17 protein-coding genes are annotated in these 17,302 nt (G+C 68.4%); 13 read left to right on the top strand and 4 right to left on the bottom strand.

The genetic code is table 11. The features are described from left to right. Positions 1-146 precede the first annotated feature (146 nt). Together J7E97_RS34255 and J7E97_RS34250 are read right to left on the bottom strand one after the other, a co-directional pair. The gene (locus tag J7E97_RS34255; protein WP_215035357.1) at positions 147-821 is read right to left on the bottom strand and encodes a response regulator transcription factor; all 675 of its coding nucleotides are present in this window, start codon (positions 819-821) and stop codon (positions 147-149) included. A 108-nt stretch (positions 822-929) separates the two neighbouring features. Then, positions 930-1,871 carry a RecB family exonuclease gene (locus tag J7E97_RS34250; protein ID WP_215035355.1) on the bottom strand — a complete coding sequence of 314 codons (942 nt, stop codon included), beginning with the start codon at positions 1,869-1,871 and terminating at the stop codon, positions 930-932. Between J7E97_RS34250 and J7E97_RS34245 the strand changes: the two genes are divergently transcribed. From J7E97_RS34245 to J7E97_RS34235, 3 genes are all read left to right on the top strand, one after another. After that, positions 1,804-3,249 carry a site-2 protease family protein gene (locus tag J7E97_RS34245; RefSeq protein WP_374224303.1) on the top strand — a complete coding sequence of 482 codons (1,446 nt, stop codon included), beginning with the start codon at positions 1,804-1,806 and terminating at the stop codon, positions 3,247-3,249. The two genes, J7E97_RS34250 and J7E97_RS34245, sit on opposite strands and share 68 nt — an antisense overlap. Before the next feature lie 18 nt (positions 3,250-3,267). Continuing rightward, the gene (locus J7E97_RS34240; protein WP_251055617.1) at positions 3,268-4,230 is read left to right on the top strand and encodes a tRNA (adenine-N1)-methyltransferase; all 963 of its coding nucleotides are present in this window, start codon (positions 3,268-3,270) and stop codon (positions 4,228-4,230) included. 303 nt (positions 4,231-4,533) lie between these two features. Continuing rightward, positions 4,534-5,067, top strand: coding sequence for a hypothetical protein (locus J7E97_RS34235; protein ID WP_251055621.1), 534 nt, complete (start codon positions 4,534-4,536; stop codon positions 5,065-5,067). Between the two features lie 4 nt (positions 5,068-5,071). Here the strand turns inward: J7E97_RS34235 and J7E97_RS34230 are convergent, their stop codons facing one another. After that, on the bottom strand, positions 5,072-5,401 hold the full coding sequence (locus J7E97_RS34230; RefSeq protein WP_215035349.1) for a ferredoxin: 330 nt from the start codon (positions 5,399-5,401) through the stop codon (positions 5,072-5,074). 263 nt (positions 5,402-5,664) lie between these two features. Here J7E97_RS34230 and arc point away from each other — a divergent pair, with 263 nt between their 5' ends. The 6 genes from arc (at position 5,665) to prcA (ending at position 11,831) form a co-directional block, all read left to right on the top strand. Further along, positions 5,665-7,431, top strand: a complete 1,767-nt coding sequence (arc, locus tag J7E97_RS34225) for a proteasome ATPase (protein ID WP_215035347.1) — start codon at positions 5,665-5,667, stop codon at positions 7,429-7,431. Positions 7,432-7,681: 250 nt separating this feature from the next. Then, a complete protein-coding gene (gene dop / locus J7E97_RS34220; protein ID WP_215035345.1) occupies positions 7,682-9,193 on the top strand; it encodes a depupylase/deamidase Dop in 1,512 nt (503 codons plus the stop codon). A gap of 189 nt (positions 9,194-9,382) precedes the next feature. After that, the gene (locus J7E97_RS34215) at positions 9,383-9,595 is read left to right on the top strand and encodes a ubiquitin-like protein Pup (RefSeq protein ID WP_030294332.1); all 213 of its coding nucleotides are present in this window, start codon (positions 9,383-9,385) and stop codon (positions 9,593-9,595) included. 37 nt (positions 9,596-9,632) lie between these two features. After that, entirely contained in the window at positions 9,633-10,232 is a 600-nt protein-coding gene (locus J7E97_RS34210) for an endonuclease VII domain-containing protein (protein ID WP_215035343.1), read from the top strand. Continuing rightward, complete coding sequence (gene prcB, locus J7E97_RS34205) at positions 10,184-11,023, top strand: proteasome subunit beta (RefSeq protein WP_215035340.1); 840 nt, start codon at positions 10,184-10,186, stop codon at positions 11,021-11,023. Before J7E97_RS34210 ends, prcB begins: the two co-directional genes overlap by 49 nt. Before the next feature lie 43 nt (positions 11,024-11,066). After that, the gene (gene prcA, locus J7E97_RS34200; RefSeq protein ID WP_215035338.1) at positions 11,067-11,831 is read left to right on the top strand and encodes a proteasome subunit alpha; all 765 of its coding nucleotides are present in this window, start codon (positions 11,067-11,069) and stop codon (positions 11,829-11,831) included. Positions 11,832-11,907: 76 nt separating this feature from the next. Here prcA and J7E97_RS34195 read toward each other — a convergent pair whose 3' ends face one another. After that, the gene (locus tag J7E97_RS34195) at positions 11,908-12,906 is read right to left on the bottom strand and encodes a LacI family DNA-binding transcriptional regulator (RefSeq protein ID WP_308346934.1); all 999 of its coding nucleotides are present in this window, start codon (positions 12,904-12,906) and stop codon (positions 11,908-11,910) included. Positions 12,907-13,052: 146 nt separating this feature from the next. Here J7E97_RS34195 and J7E97_RS34190 point away from each other — a divergent pair, with 146 nt between their 5' ends. From J7E97_RS34190 to J7E97_RS34175, 4 genes are all read left to right on the top strand, one after another. Next, entirely contained in the window at positions 13,053-14,315 is a 1,263-nt protein-coding gene (locus J7E97_RS34190; protein ID WP_215035334.1) for an MFS transporter, read from the top strand. Between the two features lie 9 nt (positions 14,316-14,324). Then, positions 14,325-15,686 carry a Pup--protein ligase gene (gene pafA, locus J7E97_RS34185; protein WP_214948088.1) on the top strand — a complete coding sequence of 454 codons (1,362 nt, stop codon included), beginning with the start codon at positions 14,325-14,327 and terminating at the stop codon, positions 15,684-15,686. Positions 15,687-15,823: 137 nt separating this feature from the next. Beyond that, positions 15,824-16,753: an FKBP-type peptidyl-prolyl cis-trans isomerase gene (locus J7E97_RS34180; RefSeq protein WP_215035332.1), complete on the top strand. Its 930-nt coding sequence runs from the start codon at positions 15,824-15,826 to the stop codon at positions 16,751-16,753. 46 nt (positions 16,754-16,799) lie between these two features. After that, positions 16,800-17,177 (top strand): FKBP-type peptidyl-prolyl cis-trans isomerase, encoded by a 378-nt coding sequence (locus tag J7E97_RS34175; RefSeq protein WP_215035330.1) that lies wholly within the window; start codon positions 16,800-16,802, stop codon positions 17,175-17,177. Positions 17,178-17,302 lie beyond the last annotated feature (125 nt).

Raw genomic sequence — 17,302 nt, 5'->3', positions numbered from 1 at the left:
GCTCCGCAGAGAGCTTTATGCGCCCCTGAGGGCTCCGCACCTTACGGATCTGGAAGTCCATCGCATCCCCTGAGCTGGGGTGTTGCGACGACTACTAGAACCCAAGGCCGCGGAGACGGGCCCTTCCCTTAGCCGGAGGGAGGCGGCTACTGGCCGGCGCCCGGCCGCACCAGACCGCTCTCGTACGCGTACACCGCGGCCTGCACCCGGTCCCGCAGACCCAGCTTCGTCAGCACGTGGCCCACATGCGTCTTCACCGTCGTCTCCGACACGAACAGGTCCGCCGCGACCTCCGCGTTCGACAGACCACGGGCCACCAGCTTCAGCACCTCCAGCTCGCGCTCGGTCAGCGTCCCCAGCGCGTGCGGCACGTTGTCCTCGCCCGACGGCAGATGACCCGCGTACTTGTCCAGCAGCCGCCGCGTGATGCTCGGCGCGAGCATCGCCTCGCCGCCCGCCACCACCCGGATCGCCTGCACCAGCTCGACGGCCGGCGCGTCCTTCAGCAGGAAGCCGCTCGCCCCCGCCCGCAGCGCCTCCACCACGTACTCGTCCAGATCGAAGGTCGTCAGCACGAGCACCTTCGCCGGACCGTCCCGGCCCGGACCCGTGATCTGCCGGGTCGCCTCCACCCCGTCCATCCGCGGCATCCGGATGTCCATCAGCACCACATCGGGCTGTAGCGCCCGCACCTGGTCCAGCGCCTGCAGACCGTCCCCGGCCTCACCGACCACCGCCAGGTCCTGTTCGGCCTCCAGGATCATCCGGAAACCGGTGCGCAGGAGCGGCTGGTCGTCGACCAGCAGTACGCGGATCGCCACAGGGTCTACCTCGTATTCGTCGGACGCATCGGGGGACGCCGCCCATTCTGCCCTGACCCGAAGATCAGGATCCCTCCCCGGGCCCCACAAGACGCGGAAACCGACGGCCTACGGCAACGCGGAACCCCCCGCACCACGCTCCACGATGGCCAGCGGATACACCGGGGGAGTCCCGCCGAACTCGGGACACACCGCCTGATGATCACACCAGCCGCACAGCTTCGTCGCCCGCGGCCGCCAGTCACCGGTCTCCGTCGCCTCCCGGATCGCGTCCCACAGCGCCAGCAGCTTGCGCTCCATCCGCTCCAGATCCTGGGCCACCGGGTCGTACGTCACCACGTCCCCACTGCCCAGGTACACCAGCTGGAGCCGCCGCGGCAGCACCCCCTTCAGCCGCCAGACCACCAGCGCGTAGAACTTCATCTGGAACAGCGCGCCCTCCGCGTACTCCGGCCGCGGCGCCTTGCCCGTCTTGTAGTCGACGATCCGCACCTCGCCCGTCGGCGCCACGTCCACCCGGTCGATGATCCCGCGCAGCCGCAGCCCCGAATCCAGCTCCGTCTCCACGAAGAACTCCCGCTCCACCGGCTCCAGCCGCGTCGGGTCCTCCAACGTGAACCACCGGTCCACCAGCGCCTCGGCCTCCGTCAGCCACCGCGCCAAACCCGCCCCCCCGTCACCCTCCGGGAACAGCTCCGTCAGCTCCGGCTTCGACTCCAGCAGCCGGTCCCACTGCCCCGGGATCAACGCCTTCGCCCGCGGCGCCGTCCGCTCCTGCGCCGGATGGTCGAAGAGCCTCTCCAGCACCGCGTGCACCAGCGTCCCCCGGGTCGCCGCCGCACTCGGCTTCTCCGGCAACTTGTCGATCACCCGAAACCGGTACAGCAACGGACACCGCATGAAATCGCTCGCCCGCGACGGAGACAGCGAAGCCGGCGCCACCGCCACGGCCACCGCCGCGACCGGGGCCACCTCCCCAGGAGTGGGCACACCACTGGGCACGGCATCGTCCGCCGCGTCGTCCGGACCGCTGCCAAGGCTCGTCGTCATACGCAAAACCCTACGACCCGCCACCGACAGCACGCGCATACCATCGACGCCAAGCACCCTCGCACTGCATGATCAGAGCATCACACCGCGCTACGGCGCACCTGCAAGACAATGGGAAGAAGCAGCAAGAACCGCCGACGCGCCCACCGCGCCGGACAGCAGCGAACGAAGGACAACCGTGGCAGACACCGACGAAACCGGCGAGCGCGCGGGCCGGCGCTCACGACCGGGCGGCGGACTCCTCATGGGCCGCCCCTTCGGCGTGCCCGTCTACGTCTCGCCCAGCTGGTTCCTCGTCGCCGCCCTCATCACCTGGGTCTTCGGCGACCAGCTCGACCGGATCCTCCCCGACCTCGGCCCCGCCCGCTACCTCGTCGCCCTCTTCTTCGCCGTCGCCTTCTACGCCTCCGTACTCGTCCACGAACTCGCCCACACCATCGCCGCCCTGCGCTTCAAACTCCCCGTACGCCGCATCCAGCTCCAGTTCTTCGGCGGCGTCTCCGAAATCGAGAAGGAATCCGAGACCCCCGGCCGCGAATTCGTCCTCGCCTTCGTCGGCCCCCTCCTCTCCCTCCTCCTCGCCGGCGCCTTCTACCTCGGCATGAAGACCGTCGAACCCGCCAGCGTCCCCGGCGTCCTCCTCGCCGGCCTGATGATCTCCAACCTCCTCGTCGCCGCCTTCAACCTCCTCCCCGGCCTGCCCCTCGACGGCGGCCGCATGCTCCGCGCCGTCATCTGGGGCATCACCGGCAAACCCATGACCGGCACCATCGCCGCCGCCTGGGTCGGCCGCGGCCTCGCCGTCGCCGTCCTCCTCGGCCTGCCGCTCCTCACCCACACCGGAGCCCTCGGCAACCCCGTCCAGGAAATCGGCGGCATGGACACCGTCATGGACGCCCTGCTCGCCGCGATCCTCGCCGCCATCATCTGGACCGGCGCCGGCAACAGCCTGCGCATGGCCCGCCTGCGCGAACACCTCCCGGAACTCCACGCCCGCAAACTCACCCGCCGCGCCATCCCCGTGCAGAACTCCACCCCCCTCTCCGAAGCCCTCCGCCGCGCCAACGAAGCCGGCGCCCGCGCCCTCGTCGTCGTCGACGGACTCGGCGAGCCCACCGGCATCGTCCGCGAAACCGCCATCGCCTCCGTCCCCGAACACCGCCGCCCCTGGATCGCCGTCAGCACCCTCTCCCAGGACCTCACCGACGGCATGAAGGTTTCCGCCGAACTCACCGGCGAAGAACTCCTCGACCACCTCCGCACCACCCCCGCCACCGAATACCTCGTCATGGAACCCGGCGGCGAGATCTACGGAGTGCTCTCCACCCAAGACGTCGAGAAGGCCTTCGTGAAGGCCATGGCGCGGCCCCAGTCCTGAAGCCAATACACTGGTCACATGTCCGAACCGACCGGTGCCGCCCGCCGACGCGGGCCCTTCGAGGTCGGGGACCAGGTACAGCTCACCGACCCCAAGGGCCGCCACTACACGTTCACGCTCGAAGCCGGGAAGAATTTCCACACCCACAAGGGTTCCTTCCCGCACGACGAGCTGATCGGCTCCCCCGAGGGAAGCGTTGTCCGTACCACGGGCAACGTCGCCTACCTCGCGCTGCGTCCCCTGCTCCCCGACTATGTCCTGTCCATGCCCCGCGGCGCCGCCGTGGTCTACCCCAAGGACGCCGGCCAGATCCTGGCCTTCGCCGACATCTTCGCCGGCGCCCGCGTCGTGGAAGCAGGCGTGGGCTCCGGCTCCCTGAGCAGCTTCCTGCTGCGCGCCATCGGCGACCAGGGCATGCTCCACAGCTACGAGCGCCGCCCGGACTTCGCCGAGATCGCCACGGCCAACGTCGAGCGCTACTTCGGCGGCCCGCACCCCGCGTGGCAGCTGACCGTCGGCGACCTCCAGGACAACCTGTCCGACACGGACGTCGACCGCGTGATCCTCGACATGCTCGCCCCCTGGGAATGCCTGGAGGCCGTCTCCAAGGCTCTGGTCCCCGGCGGCATCCTCTGCTGCTACGTGGCCACCACCACCCAGCTCTCCCGGACCGTCGAATCCATCCGCGAGTTCGGCTGCTACGCCGAACCGCAGGCCTGGGAATCGATGATCCGCAACTGGCACGTCGAGGGCCTGGCCGTCCGCCCGGACCACCGGATGATCGGCCACACCGGCTTCCTCGTCACCGCCCGCCGCCTCGCGGACGGCGTCGAGCCGCCCATGCGCCGCCGCCGCCCCTCCAAGGGCGCCTACGGCGAGGACTACGACGGCCCCGGCAGCCAGTCCGGCTCCAAGTCGGCCGCGGCCCCCGAGGCCCCCGCCGCCGACCCCGCGACCCCCGCCGACGGCGACCGCGACTGAGCCGCGCGACAACCCGCCCGCAAGGGCCACCCAACACACAGACGCCGTGGCGCAGTTCCCCGCACGATCCGGGAACTGCGCCACGGCGTCTTTTCGTTGCCGGGCTGCCGGGTTGCCGGCTCAGTCGGCCCGGACCCACCCGTTCCACTCCGATGTGAGGTGTGGCACGATGCTGGCTCCCCGTCACCCCTCGCACAGGAGACACCCCGCGTGCCGCACAGCCCCGCCGAGCCGGCGCCGACACCGCACACCCCGGCGCACCACCGGGCCCGGCCCGTCCACTGGCTCGCCACCGCCTCGGCCATGGCCGCCGTCATAGCCGGCGCGGGTCTCCTCCAGCCGAGCCAAGCCACCGAAGCCACCGCGGGGCCGGTAAATCCTACGGATCCCGCGCAATCCGCCCGGCCGGCGAACGGCGCCCGGGCAGCCGCTCCCGACGCGCACGCAGCCGCGTACCCCCTGGACTGCAAAGGAGCCCCGCAAGCCGTCACGGCCACCGCCGAAGGCGACCTCGACGGGGACGGCCGCCCCGAGACCGTGGCCGCCGTCCGCTGCGACGCCGGCTCCGGAACCCCGCCCCACGCCCTCTACGTCCTCGCGCAAGACGCCGCCAAGGACGCGCGCCCCCGCGTCGTCGCCACCCTGCTCGAAGCCGGCCGCAAGCAGACCGTCACCGAGGTCACCGTGCGCGACGGACGCGTCACCGCCACGCTCCTCGGGTACTCATCACCCGAAGTGCCCCGCTATAGCCCCGACACCAAGCAGCTCGCCAAGTGGCGCTGGACCGGCGGAAAATTCCGCCAGGAGCTTACGGACTCGTCCGCCACAGGTGTTTGAAGCCTCACTCCGCGTCGGGACCGAAGATTTCCACCCTGTCCGAAACCCGCCTTACATGGATGCAGTCACCAGGACATTCCTTCGCGGAATCCACCACGTCCTGGAGCAGAACCAGCGGAACCGGAGTCGTCGCCCCCGCCTCCACGAGCAGCTCGTCCTCCGCGCCCTTCACGTACGCCAGACCGTCGATGTCCAGCTCGAAGACCTCCGGGGCGTACTGAACACAGATCCCGTCGCCCGTACACAGGTCCTGGTCGATCCAGACTTCGAGCGGCTCTCCGGCCTCGCCCGAGCCGACGGCCTGCACGCTCGGTGCCCCCTGCTGCACGGTCATATCTCCTGCCGTTCCCTGCGGTGAGTGATCCATCCCGGCCACAACTCGCGACAAGTCGCACGAGCTCTGACGGGTGTTGAACACTTCGACCTTACAACCGGCTGCTTTCCGATGTTGATGGGTGGGTATTTCCTTGGGGGAGGGAGTACGCAAGGGTGAAGATCGGACACACCCCTACCGTCTTTGTGATCTAGGGGTTTCAATCACCACCAGCCCAGGTAGGGTCAGAAAGCGTCCAGCTCCCCTTGGAGGAGGTGAGGACCGTGGCAGCCCACGACGACGACATCAACCGCGGCATCCGGCCCGGGCGAGGGTCTGAGGACCCCGCCGGCCAGGTTGCCTATCTCGAGCAGGAAATCGCCGTCCTGCGACGTAAGCTCGCCGACTCTCCGCGACACACGAGGATTCTCGAAGAGCGGATCGTCGAGCTCCAGACAAACCTGGCAGGCGTATCCGCCCAGAACGAGCGTCTGGCGAACACCCTGCGCGAGGCCCGAGACCAGATCGTGGCCCTCAAGGAAGAAGTCGACCGGCTCGCACAGCCGCCGGCCGGCTTCGGAGTCTTCCTGCAGTCCAACGAAGACGGCACCGTCGACATCTTCACCGGCGGCCGGAAACTCCGAGTGAACGTGAGCCCCAGCGTCGAACCGGACGACCTCCGGCGCGGCCAGGAAGTCATGCTCAACGAAGCCCTCAACGTGGTCGAAGCCATGGAGTACGAGCGGGCCGGGGACATCGTCACCCTCAAGGAAATCCTCGAGGACGGCGAGCGCGCCCTGGTCGTCGGGCACACCGACGAGGAAAGGGTGGTGAGGCTCGCCGAGCCGCTCCTGGACGTCACCATCCGCCCCGGCGACTCCCTCCTGCTCGAACCCCGCTCCGGCTACGTCTACGAGATCGTCCCGAAGAGCGAAGTCGAAGACCTCGTCCTCGAAGAGGTCCCCGACATCGACTACGACAAGATCGGCGGCCTGGGCGACCAGATCGAACTGATCCGCGACGCCGTCGAGCTCCCCTACCTCTACCCCGACCTCTTCAAGGAACACGAACTGCGGCCCCCCAAGGGCATCCTGCTCTACGGCCCCCCCGGCTGCGGCAAGACGCTCATCGCCAAAGCCGTCGCCAACTCCCTTGCCAAGAAGGTCGCCGAGGTCACCGGCCAGCCCACCGGGAAGTCCTACTTCCTCAACATCAAGGGCCCGGAACTCCTCAACAAGTACGTCGGCGAAACCGAGCGGCACATCCGCCTCGTCTTCCAGCGAGCCAGGGAGAAGGCCAGCGAGGGCACCCCCGTCATCGTCTTCTTCGACGAGATGGAATCCCTCTTCCGCACCCGCGGATCAGGCGTCAGCTCGGACGTGGAGAACACCATCGTCCCCCAGCTGCTCGCCGAGATCGACGGCGTGGAAGGCCTGGAGAACGTCATCGTCATCGGCGCCTCCAACCGCGAGGACATGATCGACCCGGCCATCCTGCGCCCCGGCCGGCTCGACGTGAAGATCAAGATCGAGCGCCCCGGCGCCGAAGCGGCGAAGGACATCTTCGCCAAGTACCTCAAGGCCTCGCTGCCCCTGCACGCGGACGACCTGTCCGAACACCAGGGCTCCACGGCCGACACCGTCCACAGCATGATCCAGACCGTCGTCGAGCAGATGTACGCCGAAACCGAGGAGAACCGCTTCCTCGAGGTCACGTACGCCAACGGCGACAAGGAAGTCCTCTACTTCAAGGACTTCAACTCCGGCGCGATGATCCAGAACATCGTGGACCGTGCGAAGAAGATGGCCATCAAGGCCTTCCTCGAGCACAAGCAGCGAGGCCTTCGCGTCGCCCACCTCCTCCAGGCCTGCGTGGACGAGTTCAAGGAGAACGAAGACCTCCCCAACACCACCAACCCCGACGACTGGGCCCGAATCTCCGGAAAGAAGGGCGAGCGGATCGTATTCATCCGCACCCTCGTCACCGGAAAGCAAGGCGCGGACACCGGACGCTCCATCGACACGGTGGCCAACACCGGTCAGTACCTCTGACGAAGCGGGGCGGCTGCGGGAGCCCGCCAGGGCACCCGCAGCCGACTGCTTTACCGACTGCTCTTTTCAGCCGGTGACCGGTCGAATTCAATGACCGAAATGATCTCCCCACCAGCGTGGAGTGGTTCTAGGCTCTTCCGTACCGCAGGTCGCGCAATGCGGGGACGGGCACCGCACACGACGCACCGGAGCACCAGCGGTACTTGAGCGCCGCTCCCGAACGGGAGCGCCGCCGGGCAAGGAGGGCCGCATGACCGTACGGCGAGTAATGGGTATCGAGACGGAATACGGGATCTCCGTCCCCGGGCACCCGAACGCCAATGCCATGCTCACCTCGTCCCAGATCGTCAACGCCTACGCGGCGGCGATGCACCGGGCGCGACGCGCCCGCTGGGACTTCGAGGAAGAGAACCCGCTGCGGGACGCCCGCGGCTTCGACCTCGCCCGCGAGGCCGCCGACAACAGCCAGCTCACCGACGAGGACATCGGCCTCGCCAACGTCATCCTCACCAACGGCGCACGCCTCTACGTGGACCACGCACACCCCGAATACAGCTCGCCGGAGATCACCAACCCGCTCGACGCCGTCCTCTGGGACAAGGCCGGCGAGCGGATCATGGCGGAAGCCGCCGTCAGGGCCGCCCAGCTCCCCGGAGCCCAGCCCATCCACCTCTACAAGAACAACACCGACAACAAGGGCGCCTCCTACGGCACGCACGAGAACTACCTGATGAAGCGGGAAACCCCCTTCTCGGACATCGTGCGCCACCTCACCCCCTTCTTCGTGTCACGCATCGTGTTCACCGGTGCCGGCCGGGTCGGCATCGGGCAGGACGGACGCGAACACGGCTTCCAGATCAGCCAGCGCGCCGACTACTTCGAAGTCGAGGTCGGCCTGGAAACCACCCTCAAGCGCCCCATCATCAACACCCGCGACGAACCCCACTCCGACGCCGAGAAGTACCGCCGGCTCCACGTGATCATCGGCGACGCGAACCTCTCCGAGATCTCCACCTACCTCAAGCTCGGCACCACCGCGCTCGTCCTGTCCATGATCGAAGACGGCTACATCAACGTCGACCTCGCCGTGGACCAGCCCGTGCGCACCCTCCACGAGGTCTCCCACGACCCCGACCTGCACCACCTGATCACGCTGCGCAGCGGGCGGACACTGACCGCCGTACAGCTTCAGATGGAGTACTTCGAGCTGGCCAGGAAGTACGTCGAGGAGCGTTTCGGCTCCGACGCGGACGAGCAGACCAAGGACGTGCTGGCCCGCTGGGAGGACGTACTGGGCCGGCTGGAGACCGATCCGATGAGCCTGTCGGGGGAACTCGACTGGATCGCGAAGCGGGAGATCCTGGAGGGCTACCGGCGCCGGGACGGGCTCGGATGGGACGCCGCCCGGCTCCACCTGGTGGACCTGCAGTACGCGGACGTACGGCCCGACAAGGGCCTGTACAACCGCCTGGTGGCCCGCGGAAAGATGAAGAGGCTGCTGGAGGAGCCGGCCGTGGAGCGGGCCCAGAGCAAGCCGCCGGAGGACACCCGGGCGTACTTCCGGGGCCGCTGCCTGGACCAGTACGCGGACGACGTGGCCGCGGCCTCCTGGGACTCGGTGATCTTCGACCTGCCGGGCCACGACTCGCTCCAGCGGGTCCCGACGCTGGAACCCCTGCGGGGGACGCGGGCCCACGTGAAGGAGCTCCTGGACCGCTGCCGCACGGCGGAGGACCTGGTGCGGGTGCTTTCGGGGCGCTGAGTGCGGCTGAACGGTCCCCGGGCCGGGAATCATGAAGGAAGCCGGACGTTATGCCGGACCTCTTCGACAACTGCGGGGACGAATGTCGGACCCTCCTTGTAGGGTCCGACGTAAGGTCTGATCTTGAGGGATCCCGAATTCCCGGGGTCTCTCGACATGAGCGTGCGAACCGAGCGGGGTGAGGTAGACATGGCGACCAAGGACACCGGCGGCGGACAGCAGAAGGCGCAGCGCTCGACCGAGGAGGTCGAGGAGGCCGCGGTCGAGGAATCGACCGACCTCAAGGAGCGACAGGAAAAGCTCTCCGACGACGTCGACTCTGTACTTGACGAGATTGACGATGTACTTGAGGAAAATGCCGAGGATTTCGTTCGGAGTTTCGTACAAAAAGGCGGCGAATAGCCTTCGAATCTAAGGTGAATCCGCCAGTGTGTGCTCCATGTCCAATGGAACGAAGTGGTGTCGCGGGTGTGCCCGTGACATACCACTGAGCGGATTCGCCTCGGATCGCAACCGAAGCGACGGGCTTCAGCCCAGATGTCGGGAATGCGTAGCGGCCTATGGCGCGGAGCACTACCGGCGCCGCCAGGCAGCCCAAGGCAAGGTCGTCAGGGAGCACGTGGAAGTACCGGCGGGCTGCAAGCTCTGCCGACAGTGCGGTGAGGTGAAACCGCACAGCGAATGGCACAAGAACGCAACCGCCTCTGACGGGCTGTCCACTCGCTGCAAGGCCTGCCGGGCCATCCAAGGCCGGGCGGGCCACCTGAAGCGTAGCTACGGCATCACCGAGGCCGAACGAGACGCGATGATCGCCGCCCAGGGCGGTGTCTGCATCCTCTGCCAAGAGAGTCCGGCGGAGCACGTGGATCACGATCATCGGACGGGTAAGGTCCGAGGCGTACTTTGCTTCGGCTGCAACGCAGGGATCGGGCAACTCAAGGATCGGCCGGACGTCTTGAGGCGTGCAGCCGCTTACGTGGAAGGAAACCTGTGGAACCCAACACTCGTAGCACAGGGCGTCTACCGGCAGCCTTCCTGACGCCGGGGTCGTCGTCCTTCATGGACTTCTTGGGCGCGCACCAGCCCGAGATGCTCCCGGGCAACCGGAAGCTGCCCGACGGGGTCATCGAGGCGCCGCACGGGACGACCATCGTGGCTGCCACCTTCCCGGGCGGGGTCGTGCTCGCCGGTGACCGGCGGGCGACCATGGGGAACATGATCGCGCAGCGGGACATCGAGAAGGTGTTCCCGGCGGACGAGTACTCCGCCGTCGGGATCGCCGGTACGGCCGGTCTGGCCGTGGAGATGGTGAAGCTGTTCCAGCTGGAGCTGGAGCACTTCGAGAAGGTGGAGGGGGCGACCCTCAGCCTCGAAGGCAAGGCGAACCGGCTCTCCACCATGATCCGGAGCAACCTGGGCATGGCGATGCAGGGTCTGGCCGTCGTGCCGCTGTTCGCGGGGTACGACGAGGCCAAGGAGAGGGGGCGGATCTTCTCCTACGACGTGACCGGCGGCCGCTCGGAGGAGCACGGCTTCGCCGCGACCGGTTCGGGATCGATCTTCGCCCGCGGCTCGATGAAGAAGCTGTACCACTCCAAGCTGACGGAGGAGGAGGCCACGACGCTCGTCGTCCAGGCGTTGTACGACGCTGCCGACGACGACTCGGCCACCGGCGGTCCGGACCTCTACCGCCACATCTACCCCATCGTCACCGTCATGACGGACGAGGGATTCCGCAGGCTGACCGACGAGGAGTCCTCGGAGCTGGCCCGCAAGATCACGAACCGTCGGCTGGAGCAGCCCGACGGTCCGCGCGCCGCCCTGCTCTGACCTCTGACCTCCTCGTCGTCCAGAAGAAAGGGACGGAAAGCCGGTGTCGACTCCGTTCTATGTGTCACCCCAGCAGGCCATGGCCGACCGGGCGGAATACGCCCGCAAGGGCATTGCCCGCGGTCGGAGCCTTGTTGTGATCCAGTACGCCGACGGCATCGTGTTCGTCGGTGAGAACCCGTCCCGCGCGCTGCACAAGTTCAGCGAGATCTACGACCGGATCGGCTTCGCGGCCGCCGGTAAGTACAACGAGTACGAGAACCTGCGCATCGGTGGTGTGCGGTACGCGGATCTGCGCGGATACACGTACGACCGCGAAGATGTGACGGCCCGTGGGCTGGCGAACGTCTACGCGCAGACGCTGGGCACGATCTTCTCGAGTGCGGGGGAGAAGCCGTACGAGGTGGAGCTGGTGGTGGCGGAGGTCGGTGCGACCGCCGCGGGTGACCAGATCTACCGGCTGCCGCACGACGGGTCGATCGTCGACGAGCACGGCTCGGTGGCGGTCGGCGGGAACGCCGAGCAGATCAGTACCTACCTCGACCAGCGGCACCAGGACGGGATGACCCTGTCCGAGGCGTTGAAGCTGGCCGTGCAGGCGCTGTCGAGCCAGGCGAACGGTACGGACAAGTCGATTCCGGTGGAGCGGCTGGAGGTGGCGGTGCTGGACCGTACGCGGGCTCAGCAGCGCAAGTTCAAGCGGATCCGCGGCCGGCAGCTGTCGCGGCTGCTGGAGGCGGACGTTCCGGCGGCGGCCCAGGCGGACGCCGTGTCGAACGACGAGGCTCCCGAAGAGGAAGCCGAGTAGCCGAGCAGAGGTTCGTCGTGAGTGTGAGCGCCCCTGGCCTTCGGGCCGGGGGCGCTTTCGCGTGTGCCCGGGACGTTCAGCCGGTCGGTGCCGGGCCCGAGGAGTCGCGGACGACGAGTTCGACCGGGATGTCGACGGCGGTCCAGGGGGTGCCTTCGAGGACGGCGAGGAGGGCGGTCATGCCCTGTTCGCCGATGCGTTCGGCGGGGAGCCGGACGGTGGTGAGTTCGGGTTCGACGGCGGTGGCGAGGGCGAGGTCGTCGAAGCCGGTGACGGAGAGGTCTTCGGGGACGCGCAGGCCGAGGCGGCGGGCGGCCTTGCAGGCTCCGGCGGCCAGGATGTCGTCGTCGCAGACGATGGCGGTGGGGCGGGGCCCGGGGGCCGTCAGGGCGGCTTCGGCGGCCGTGCGGGCGGCGTCGACGGTGAGGGGGGCCCGTACGGTGCGCAGCTCGGTGGTGGGGTCGAGGAGGGTGTGCAGGGCTTGGGCGCGGATGTCGAAGGTCCAGGAGTCGACGGCGGAGGCGAGGTGGAGGAAGTGTCGGTGGCGGTGGTGGAGGAGGTGTTCGGTGATTTGGCGCATGCCGTCGGCGATGGCGAGGTTGACGTGGGCGGCGGCGGTGTGGGCGGTGGGGTCGCTGTCGAGCATGACGAGGGGGAGTCCGTTGCCGCCGAGGGCTTCTAGGGCGTCTGCGGCCATGGAGGAGGCGATGATTCCGTCGAGGGCGGCGCGGGCGGAGGCGAAGGGGTCGCGGGCGGGGCCGGTGCCGTCGGGGGAGGGGTAGAGGACGACGCCGAAGCCGTGTTCGGCGGCGATGCGGGCGGCGCCGGTGTAGACGCGGGCGAAGAATTCGTTGGTGAGGGCGGGGACGACGAGGAGGGCGGTGCGGGTGGAGCCGAGGCGGAGGTTGCGGGCGGCGAGGTTGGGGCGGTAGCCGAGTTGGGTGGCGGTTTTGCGGACGGTGTCGGCGGTGCGTTCGGAGACGCGGCCGCGCCATTTGTCGCCGAGGACGAGGGAGACGGTGGCCTGGGAGACTCCGGCGGCGGTGGCCACGTCGCGGCTGGTGGGTCTCGTCACACGGTGCTCCTGTAGTGCGAGGTCAGGGGGTTCGGGGGGTTCGGCGGGGTGGTGTGGTGTGGACGGTCCGGTTGTGGCCATGGTACGTATGACCCGTCACGTTATACGTATTACCCCGGTGGGATCCGGGCAGATGGGGGGCGGACATGGCCGCGGGTTACGCGGAGCTGCTCAGGACCCGGCACGCCGCGAGGCTGCTGGTGGGCACGCTCATAGGCCGGCTGCCGAACGGCACGGGGCCGATCGCGATCGTGCTGTTCACCCGGGCCGAGGGGGGCAGCTACAGCCTGGCGGGCGCGCTGGCGGCGGTGTACGGGGTGGCCAATGCCGTCGGGCAGCCGCTGCTGGGCCGGGCGGTGGACGTGTACGGGCAGCCGCGGGTGCAGTTGCCGGCGGCGGTGGTCTCGGCGCTGGGCATGGTGTGGCTGGCGTTCGCGGGTACCGGGTCGGTGGCGGCGGCGTACGGGGCGGTCGTGGTGGCGGGGCTGTTCACGCCGCCGCTGGAGGGTGGCCTGCGGGCCTTGTGGCCGAGCGTGCTCGGTGGCAAGGAGGAGCGGGTGCACGCGGCGTACGCGATGGACGCGGTGGCCCAGGAGGTCATGTTCACGGTGGGGCCGCTGCTGGTGACCCTGTTCGTGGCGCTGTGGGATCCGGCGGCCGCGCTGGTGGTGATCAATGCGATCGGTGTGCTCGGGGCGCTGTCGGTGGTGGTGTCCGAGCCGTCGCGTACGTGGCGTTCGGCGCCGCGTGAGGCTCATTGGCTGGGGGCCCTGCGGTCGCGGGGGCTGCTGGCGCTGCTGGGTGCCTTCTTCTTCGTGGGGACGGCGCTGGGTTCGATCACGGTGGCGGGGGTGGCGTACGCCGACGGGCACGGGGGTCAGGCGGTGTACGGCTGGCTGATGGCGGCGCTGGGCCTGGGCGCGCTGGTGGGCGGGGTCTTCTACGGTTCGCGGCAGTGGCCGGGGGCGGCGGAGCGGCGGTTGCGGCTGCTGGTGGGGCTGCTGGCGGTCTGTTACCTGCCGCTGATGCTGGTGCCGGGTCCGGTGGCGATGACGGCGCTGACGGCGCTGGCGGGGGTGTTCCTGGCGCCGGCGATCGCGTGTGCGTTCATCGTGGTGGACCGGCACGCTCCGGCGGGGACGGTGACGGAGGCGTTCTCGTGGCTGGTGACGTTCTTCGGTGTGGGGGCGGCCATCGGTACGGCGGCGGCCGGTCCGGCGGTGGAGGCGGGCGGTACGGCGGCGGGTTTCGCGGTGGCGAGCGTGGCCGGGGCCGCGGCGCTGGTGGTTCTGATGGCCACTCAGCGGGTGCTGGCTCGCCGGGTCGGGGGCGGCGCGGTGGCGGGTTCTCGGGAAAATGATCGAAACGACGCTCGCGAACTCGGTTTCAGAACAGAGCAGAAGGCGTAATGTTCAGTCATGGACCGCCGCATTTTCGGGCTGGAGAACGAGTACGGCGTCACGTGCACGTTCAGGGGACAGCGCCGACTGTCTCCTGACGAAGTGGCGCGCTACCTCTTCCGCCGTGTTGTGTCATGGGGCCGCAGCAGCAATGTCTTTCTGCGGAACGGCGCCCGCCTCTACCTCGACGTGGGTTCGCATCCGGAGTATGCAACTCCCGAATGCGACAACCTGATCGAACTGGTCACCCACGACAAGGCCGGCGAGCGCATTCTCGAAGGTCTGCTCGTCGACGCCGAACGCCGCCTGCACGAGGAGGGAATCGCGGGCGACGTCTATCTGTTCAAGAACAACACCGACTCGGCGGGCAACTCGTACGGGTGCCACGAGAACTATCTGGTGGCCCGGCACGGGGAATTCTCGCGGCTCGCGGACATTCTCATCCCGTTCCTCGTCACGCGGCAGCTGATCTGCGGTGCGGGCAAGGTGCTGCAGACGCCCCGGGGCGCGGTCTACTGCGTGAGCCAGCGGGCCGAGCACATCTGGGAGGGCGTCAGCTCGGCCACGACCCGCTCGCGGCCGATCATCAACACGCGTGACGAGCCGCACGCGGACGCCGAGCGCTACCGCCGTCTGCACGTGATCGTGGGCGACTCGAACATGTCCGAGACGACCATGCTGCTCAAGGTCGGGGCGACCGATCTGGTGCTGCGCATGATCGAGGCGGGCACGGTGATGCGGGACCTGACGCTGGAGAACCCGATCCGGGCGATCCGCGAGGTCAGTCACGACATCACCGGTCAGCGCAAGGTGCGGCTGGCAAGCGGCCGGGAGGCCTCCGCGCTGGAGATCCAGCGGGAGTACTACGACAAGGCGGTGGACTTCGCCGAGCGGCGGGGGATCCGTACCGGTGTGGTCGATCAGGTGCTGGAGCTGTGGGGCCGGACCCTCGACGCGATCGAGGCGGAGGACCTGGACCGGATCGGGACCGAGATCGACTGGGTCATGAAGTACCAGCTGATCGAGCGGTACCGGGCCAAGCACAACATGACCATGTCGAATCCGCGGGTGGCTCAGATAGACCTCGCCTACCACGACATCCATCGCCGGCGCGGGCTGTACTACCTGCTGGAGCGCAAGGGGCAGGCGGCGCGGATCTGCAACGACCTCAAGATCTTCGAGGGCAAGTCGGTGCCTCCGCAGACGACGAGGGCGCGGCTGCGCGGTGACTTCATCCGCCGTGCGCAGGAGCAGCGGCGGGACTTCACGGTCGACTGGGTGCACCTGAAGCTCAATGACCAGGCGCAGCGGACGGTGCTGTGCAAGGACCCGTTCCGGTCGGTGGACGACCGGGTGGAGAAGCTGATCGCGGGGATGTAGGGCCGCGTCTGCGGCCGGTGTCGCGGTGTGTGACGTGGTGGTGATCTGAGACAGGGCCCCGTACGAAGCTCGTACGGGGCCCTGTGCACGCCTTAGAGTGGCGACGACCTATGTGCCGTCTGAGATCTGAGGAACACGTGCGCCGACTTGCCGGCCTGCTTGTCGTACCCCTTCTGCTGCTGTCGACAGCGGCTTGTGGTGACAGCGGCTCCGATACGAAGAACGGGGCGCCCTCGATCACGAAGGGTGCGAAGTTCGGGGAGACCCCCACCCTGTCCAAGGGGTCGGGGACTCCGCCGAAGGAACTGAAGGTGGTGACCATCAGCGAGGGCGACGGCCCGGCGCTGAAGAAGGGCGACGTCGCCCAGGTCAACTACCTCGGCCAGGTCTGGGACGGCAAGGAGCCGTTCGACCAGAGCTTCGGCAAGGGCAAGCCGTTCGACGTGACCATCGGGGCGGGCCAGGTCATCAAGGGCTGGGACCAGGGCCTCGAGGGCAAGAAGGTCGGCAGCCGTCTGGAGCTGGTGATTCCGCCGGAGCTGGGCTACGGCGAGCAGGGCTCGGGCGAAAAGATCAAGCCGAACGCCACGCTGGTCTTCGTCGTGGACATCGTCAAGGGCACCTCCATCCCGCCGTCGGCCACCGGCAAGGAGGTCGCGCAGGAGGACAAGGATCTGCCCAAGGTCGGTACGAACACGGACGGCAAGGAAGTGGCCGTGACCGTCCCGAAGGACGCCACGCCGCCGGCCAAGCTCGTCTCGAACTACGTGCTCGAGGGTGACGGCGCCGTCGTCAAGGACACCGACAACGTCGTGGTGAAGTTCAACGGCAAGACGTGGAAGGACGACAAGTCCTTCGAGAGCACGTACGCCACCGGCCAGTCGGTGACGTGGCCGATGGAGCAGCTTTCGGTCAAGGGTCTGAAGGAGGGCCTGGTCGGCAAGAAGGTCGGCAGTCGCGTCCTGCTGGTCATCCCGCCGGACATGGGCTTCGGCGACAAGGAGCAGGGCACCATCCCGGCGAACTCGACGCTGGTCTTCAGCCTCGACATCCTCACGGTGATGTAAGACTGTCCCGGTTGTCCCCCTGTTCGTACGTTTGAGGAGCAGTAGCGTGAGCGACCAGCTCAAGAAGCCCGAGATCGACTTCCCCGAGGGCCCGGTCCCGACCGACCTCGTCATCGAGGACATCTGGGAGGGTGAGGGTGCCGAGGCCAAGGCCGGTTCCCTCGTCTCCGTCCACTACGTGGGCGTGGCCTTCTCCACCGGTGAGGAATTCGACGCGTCGTGGAACCGCGGCGCCCCGCTGCAGTTCAAGCTCGGTGTCGGCCAGGTCATCTCCGGCTGGGACCAGGGCGTCCAGGGCATGAAGGTCGGCGGCCGTCGCAAGCTGACGATCCCGGCCCACCTCGCGTACGGCGACCGTGGCGCCGGCGGTGCCATCAAGCCGGGCGAGACGCTGATCTTCGTGTGCGACCTGGTCAACGCCTGATCGCCCCGCTGTGAAGCTGCTGGGCCCCCGCCGGACGGCGGGGGCCCTCGCTTTTGCCCTGGACCGGCGGGGCGGTACGGTCAGCGGTCACGAGGGTGCACGCGGGTGCACGGGGGCACGCGGCG

The sequence above is a fragment of the Streptomyces sp. ISL-66 genome (assembly GCF_018614135.1).
Taxonomy (GTDB): Bacteria; Actinomycetota; Actinomycetes; order Streptomycetales; family Streptomycetaceae; genus Streptomyces.
The sequence above is the reverse complement of the archived record's forward strand: the minus strand, read 5'-3'. Positions and strand labels throughout refer to the sequence as shown.

Coding starts and splice junctions, on each gene's coding strand:
- J7E97_RS34250 (WP_215035355.1), bottom strand. CDS start 1,871: ATGACGACGAGCCTTGGCAGCGGTCCGGACGACGCGGCGGACGATGCC.
- J7E97_RS34240 (WP_251055617.1), top strand. CDS start 3,268: ATGTCCGAACCGACCGGTGCCGCCCGCCGACGCGGGCCCTTCGAGGTC.
- J7E97_RS34235 (WP_251055621.1), top strand. CDS start 4,534: ATGGCCGCCGTCATAGCCGGCGCGGGTCTCCTCCAGCCGAGCCAAGCC.
- J7E97_RS34230 (WP_215035349.1), bottom strand. CDS start 5,401: ATGACCGTGCAGCAGGGGGCACCGAGCGTGCAGGCCGTCGGCTCGGGC.
- dop (WP_215035345.1), top strand. CDS start 7,682: ATGACCGTACGGCGAGTAATGGGTATCGAGACGGAATACGGGATCTCC.
- J7E97_RS34215 (WP_030294332.1), top strand. CDS start 9,383: ATGGCGACCAAGGACACCGGCGGCGGACAGCAGAAGGCGCAGCGCTCG.
- J7E97_RS34210 (WP_215035343.1), top strand. CDS start 9,633: ATGTCCAATGGAACGAAGTGGTGTCGCGGGTGTGCCCGTGACATACCA.
- J7E97_RS34190 (WP_215035334.1), top strand. CDS start 13,053: ATGGCCGCGGGTTACGCGGAGCTGCTCAGGACCCGGCACGCCGCGAGG.
- pafA (WP_214948088.1), top strand. CDS start 14,325: ATGGACCGCCGCATTTTCGGGCTGGAGAACGAGTACGGCGTCACGTGC.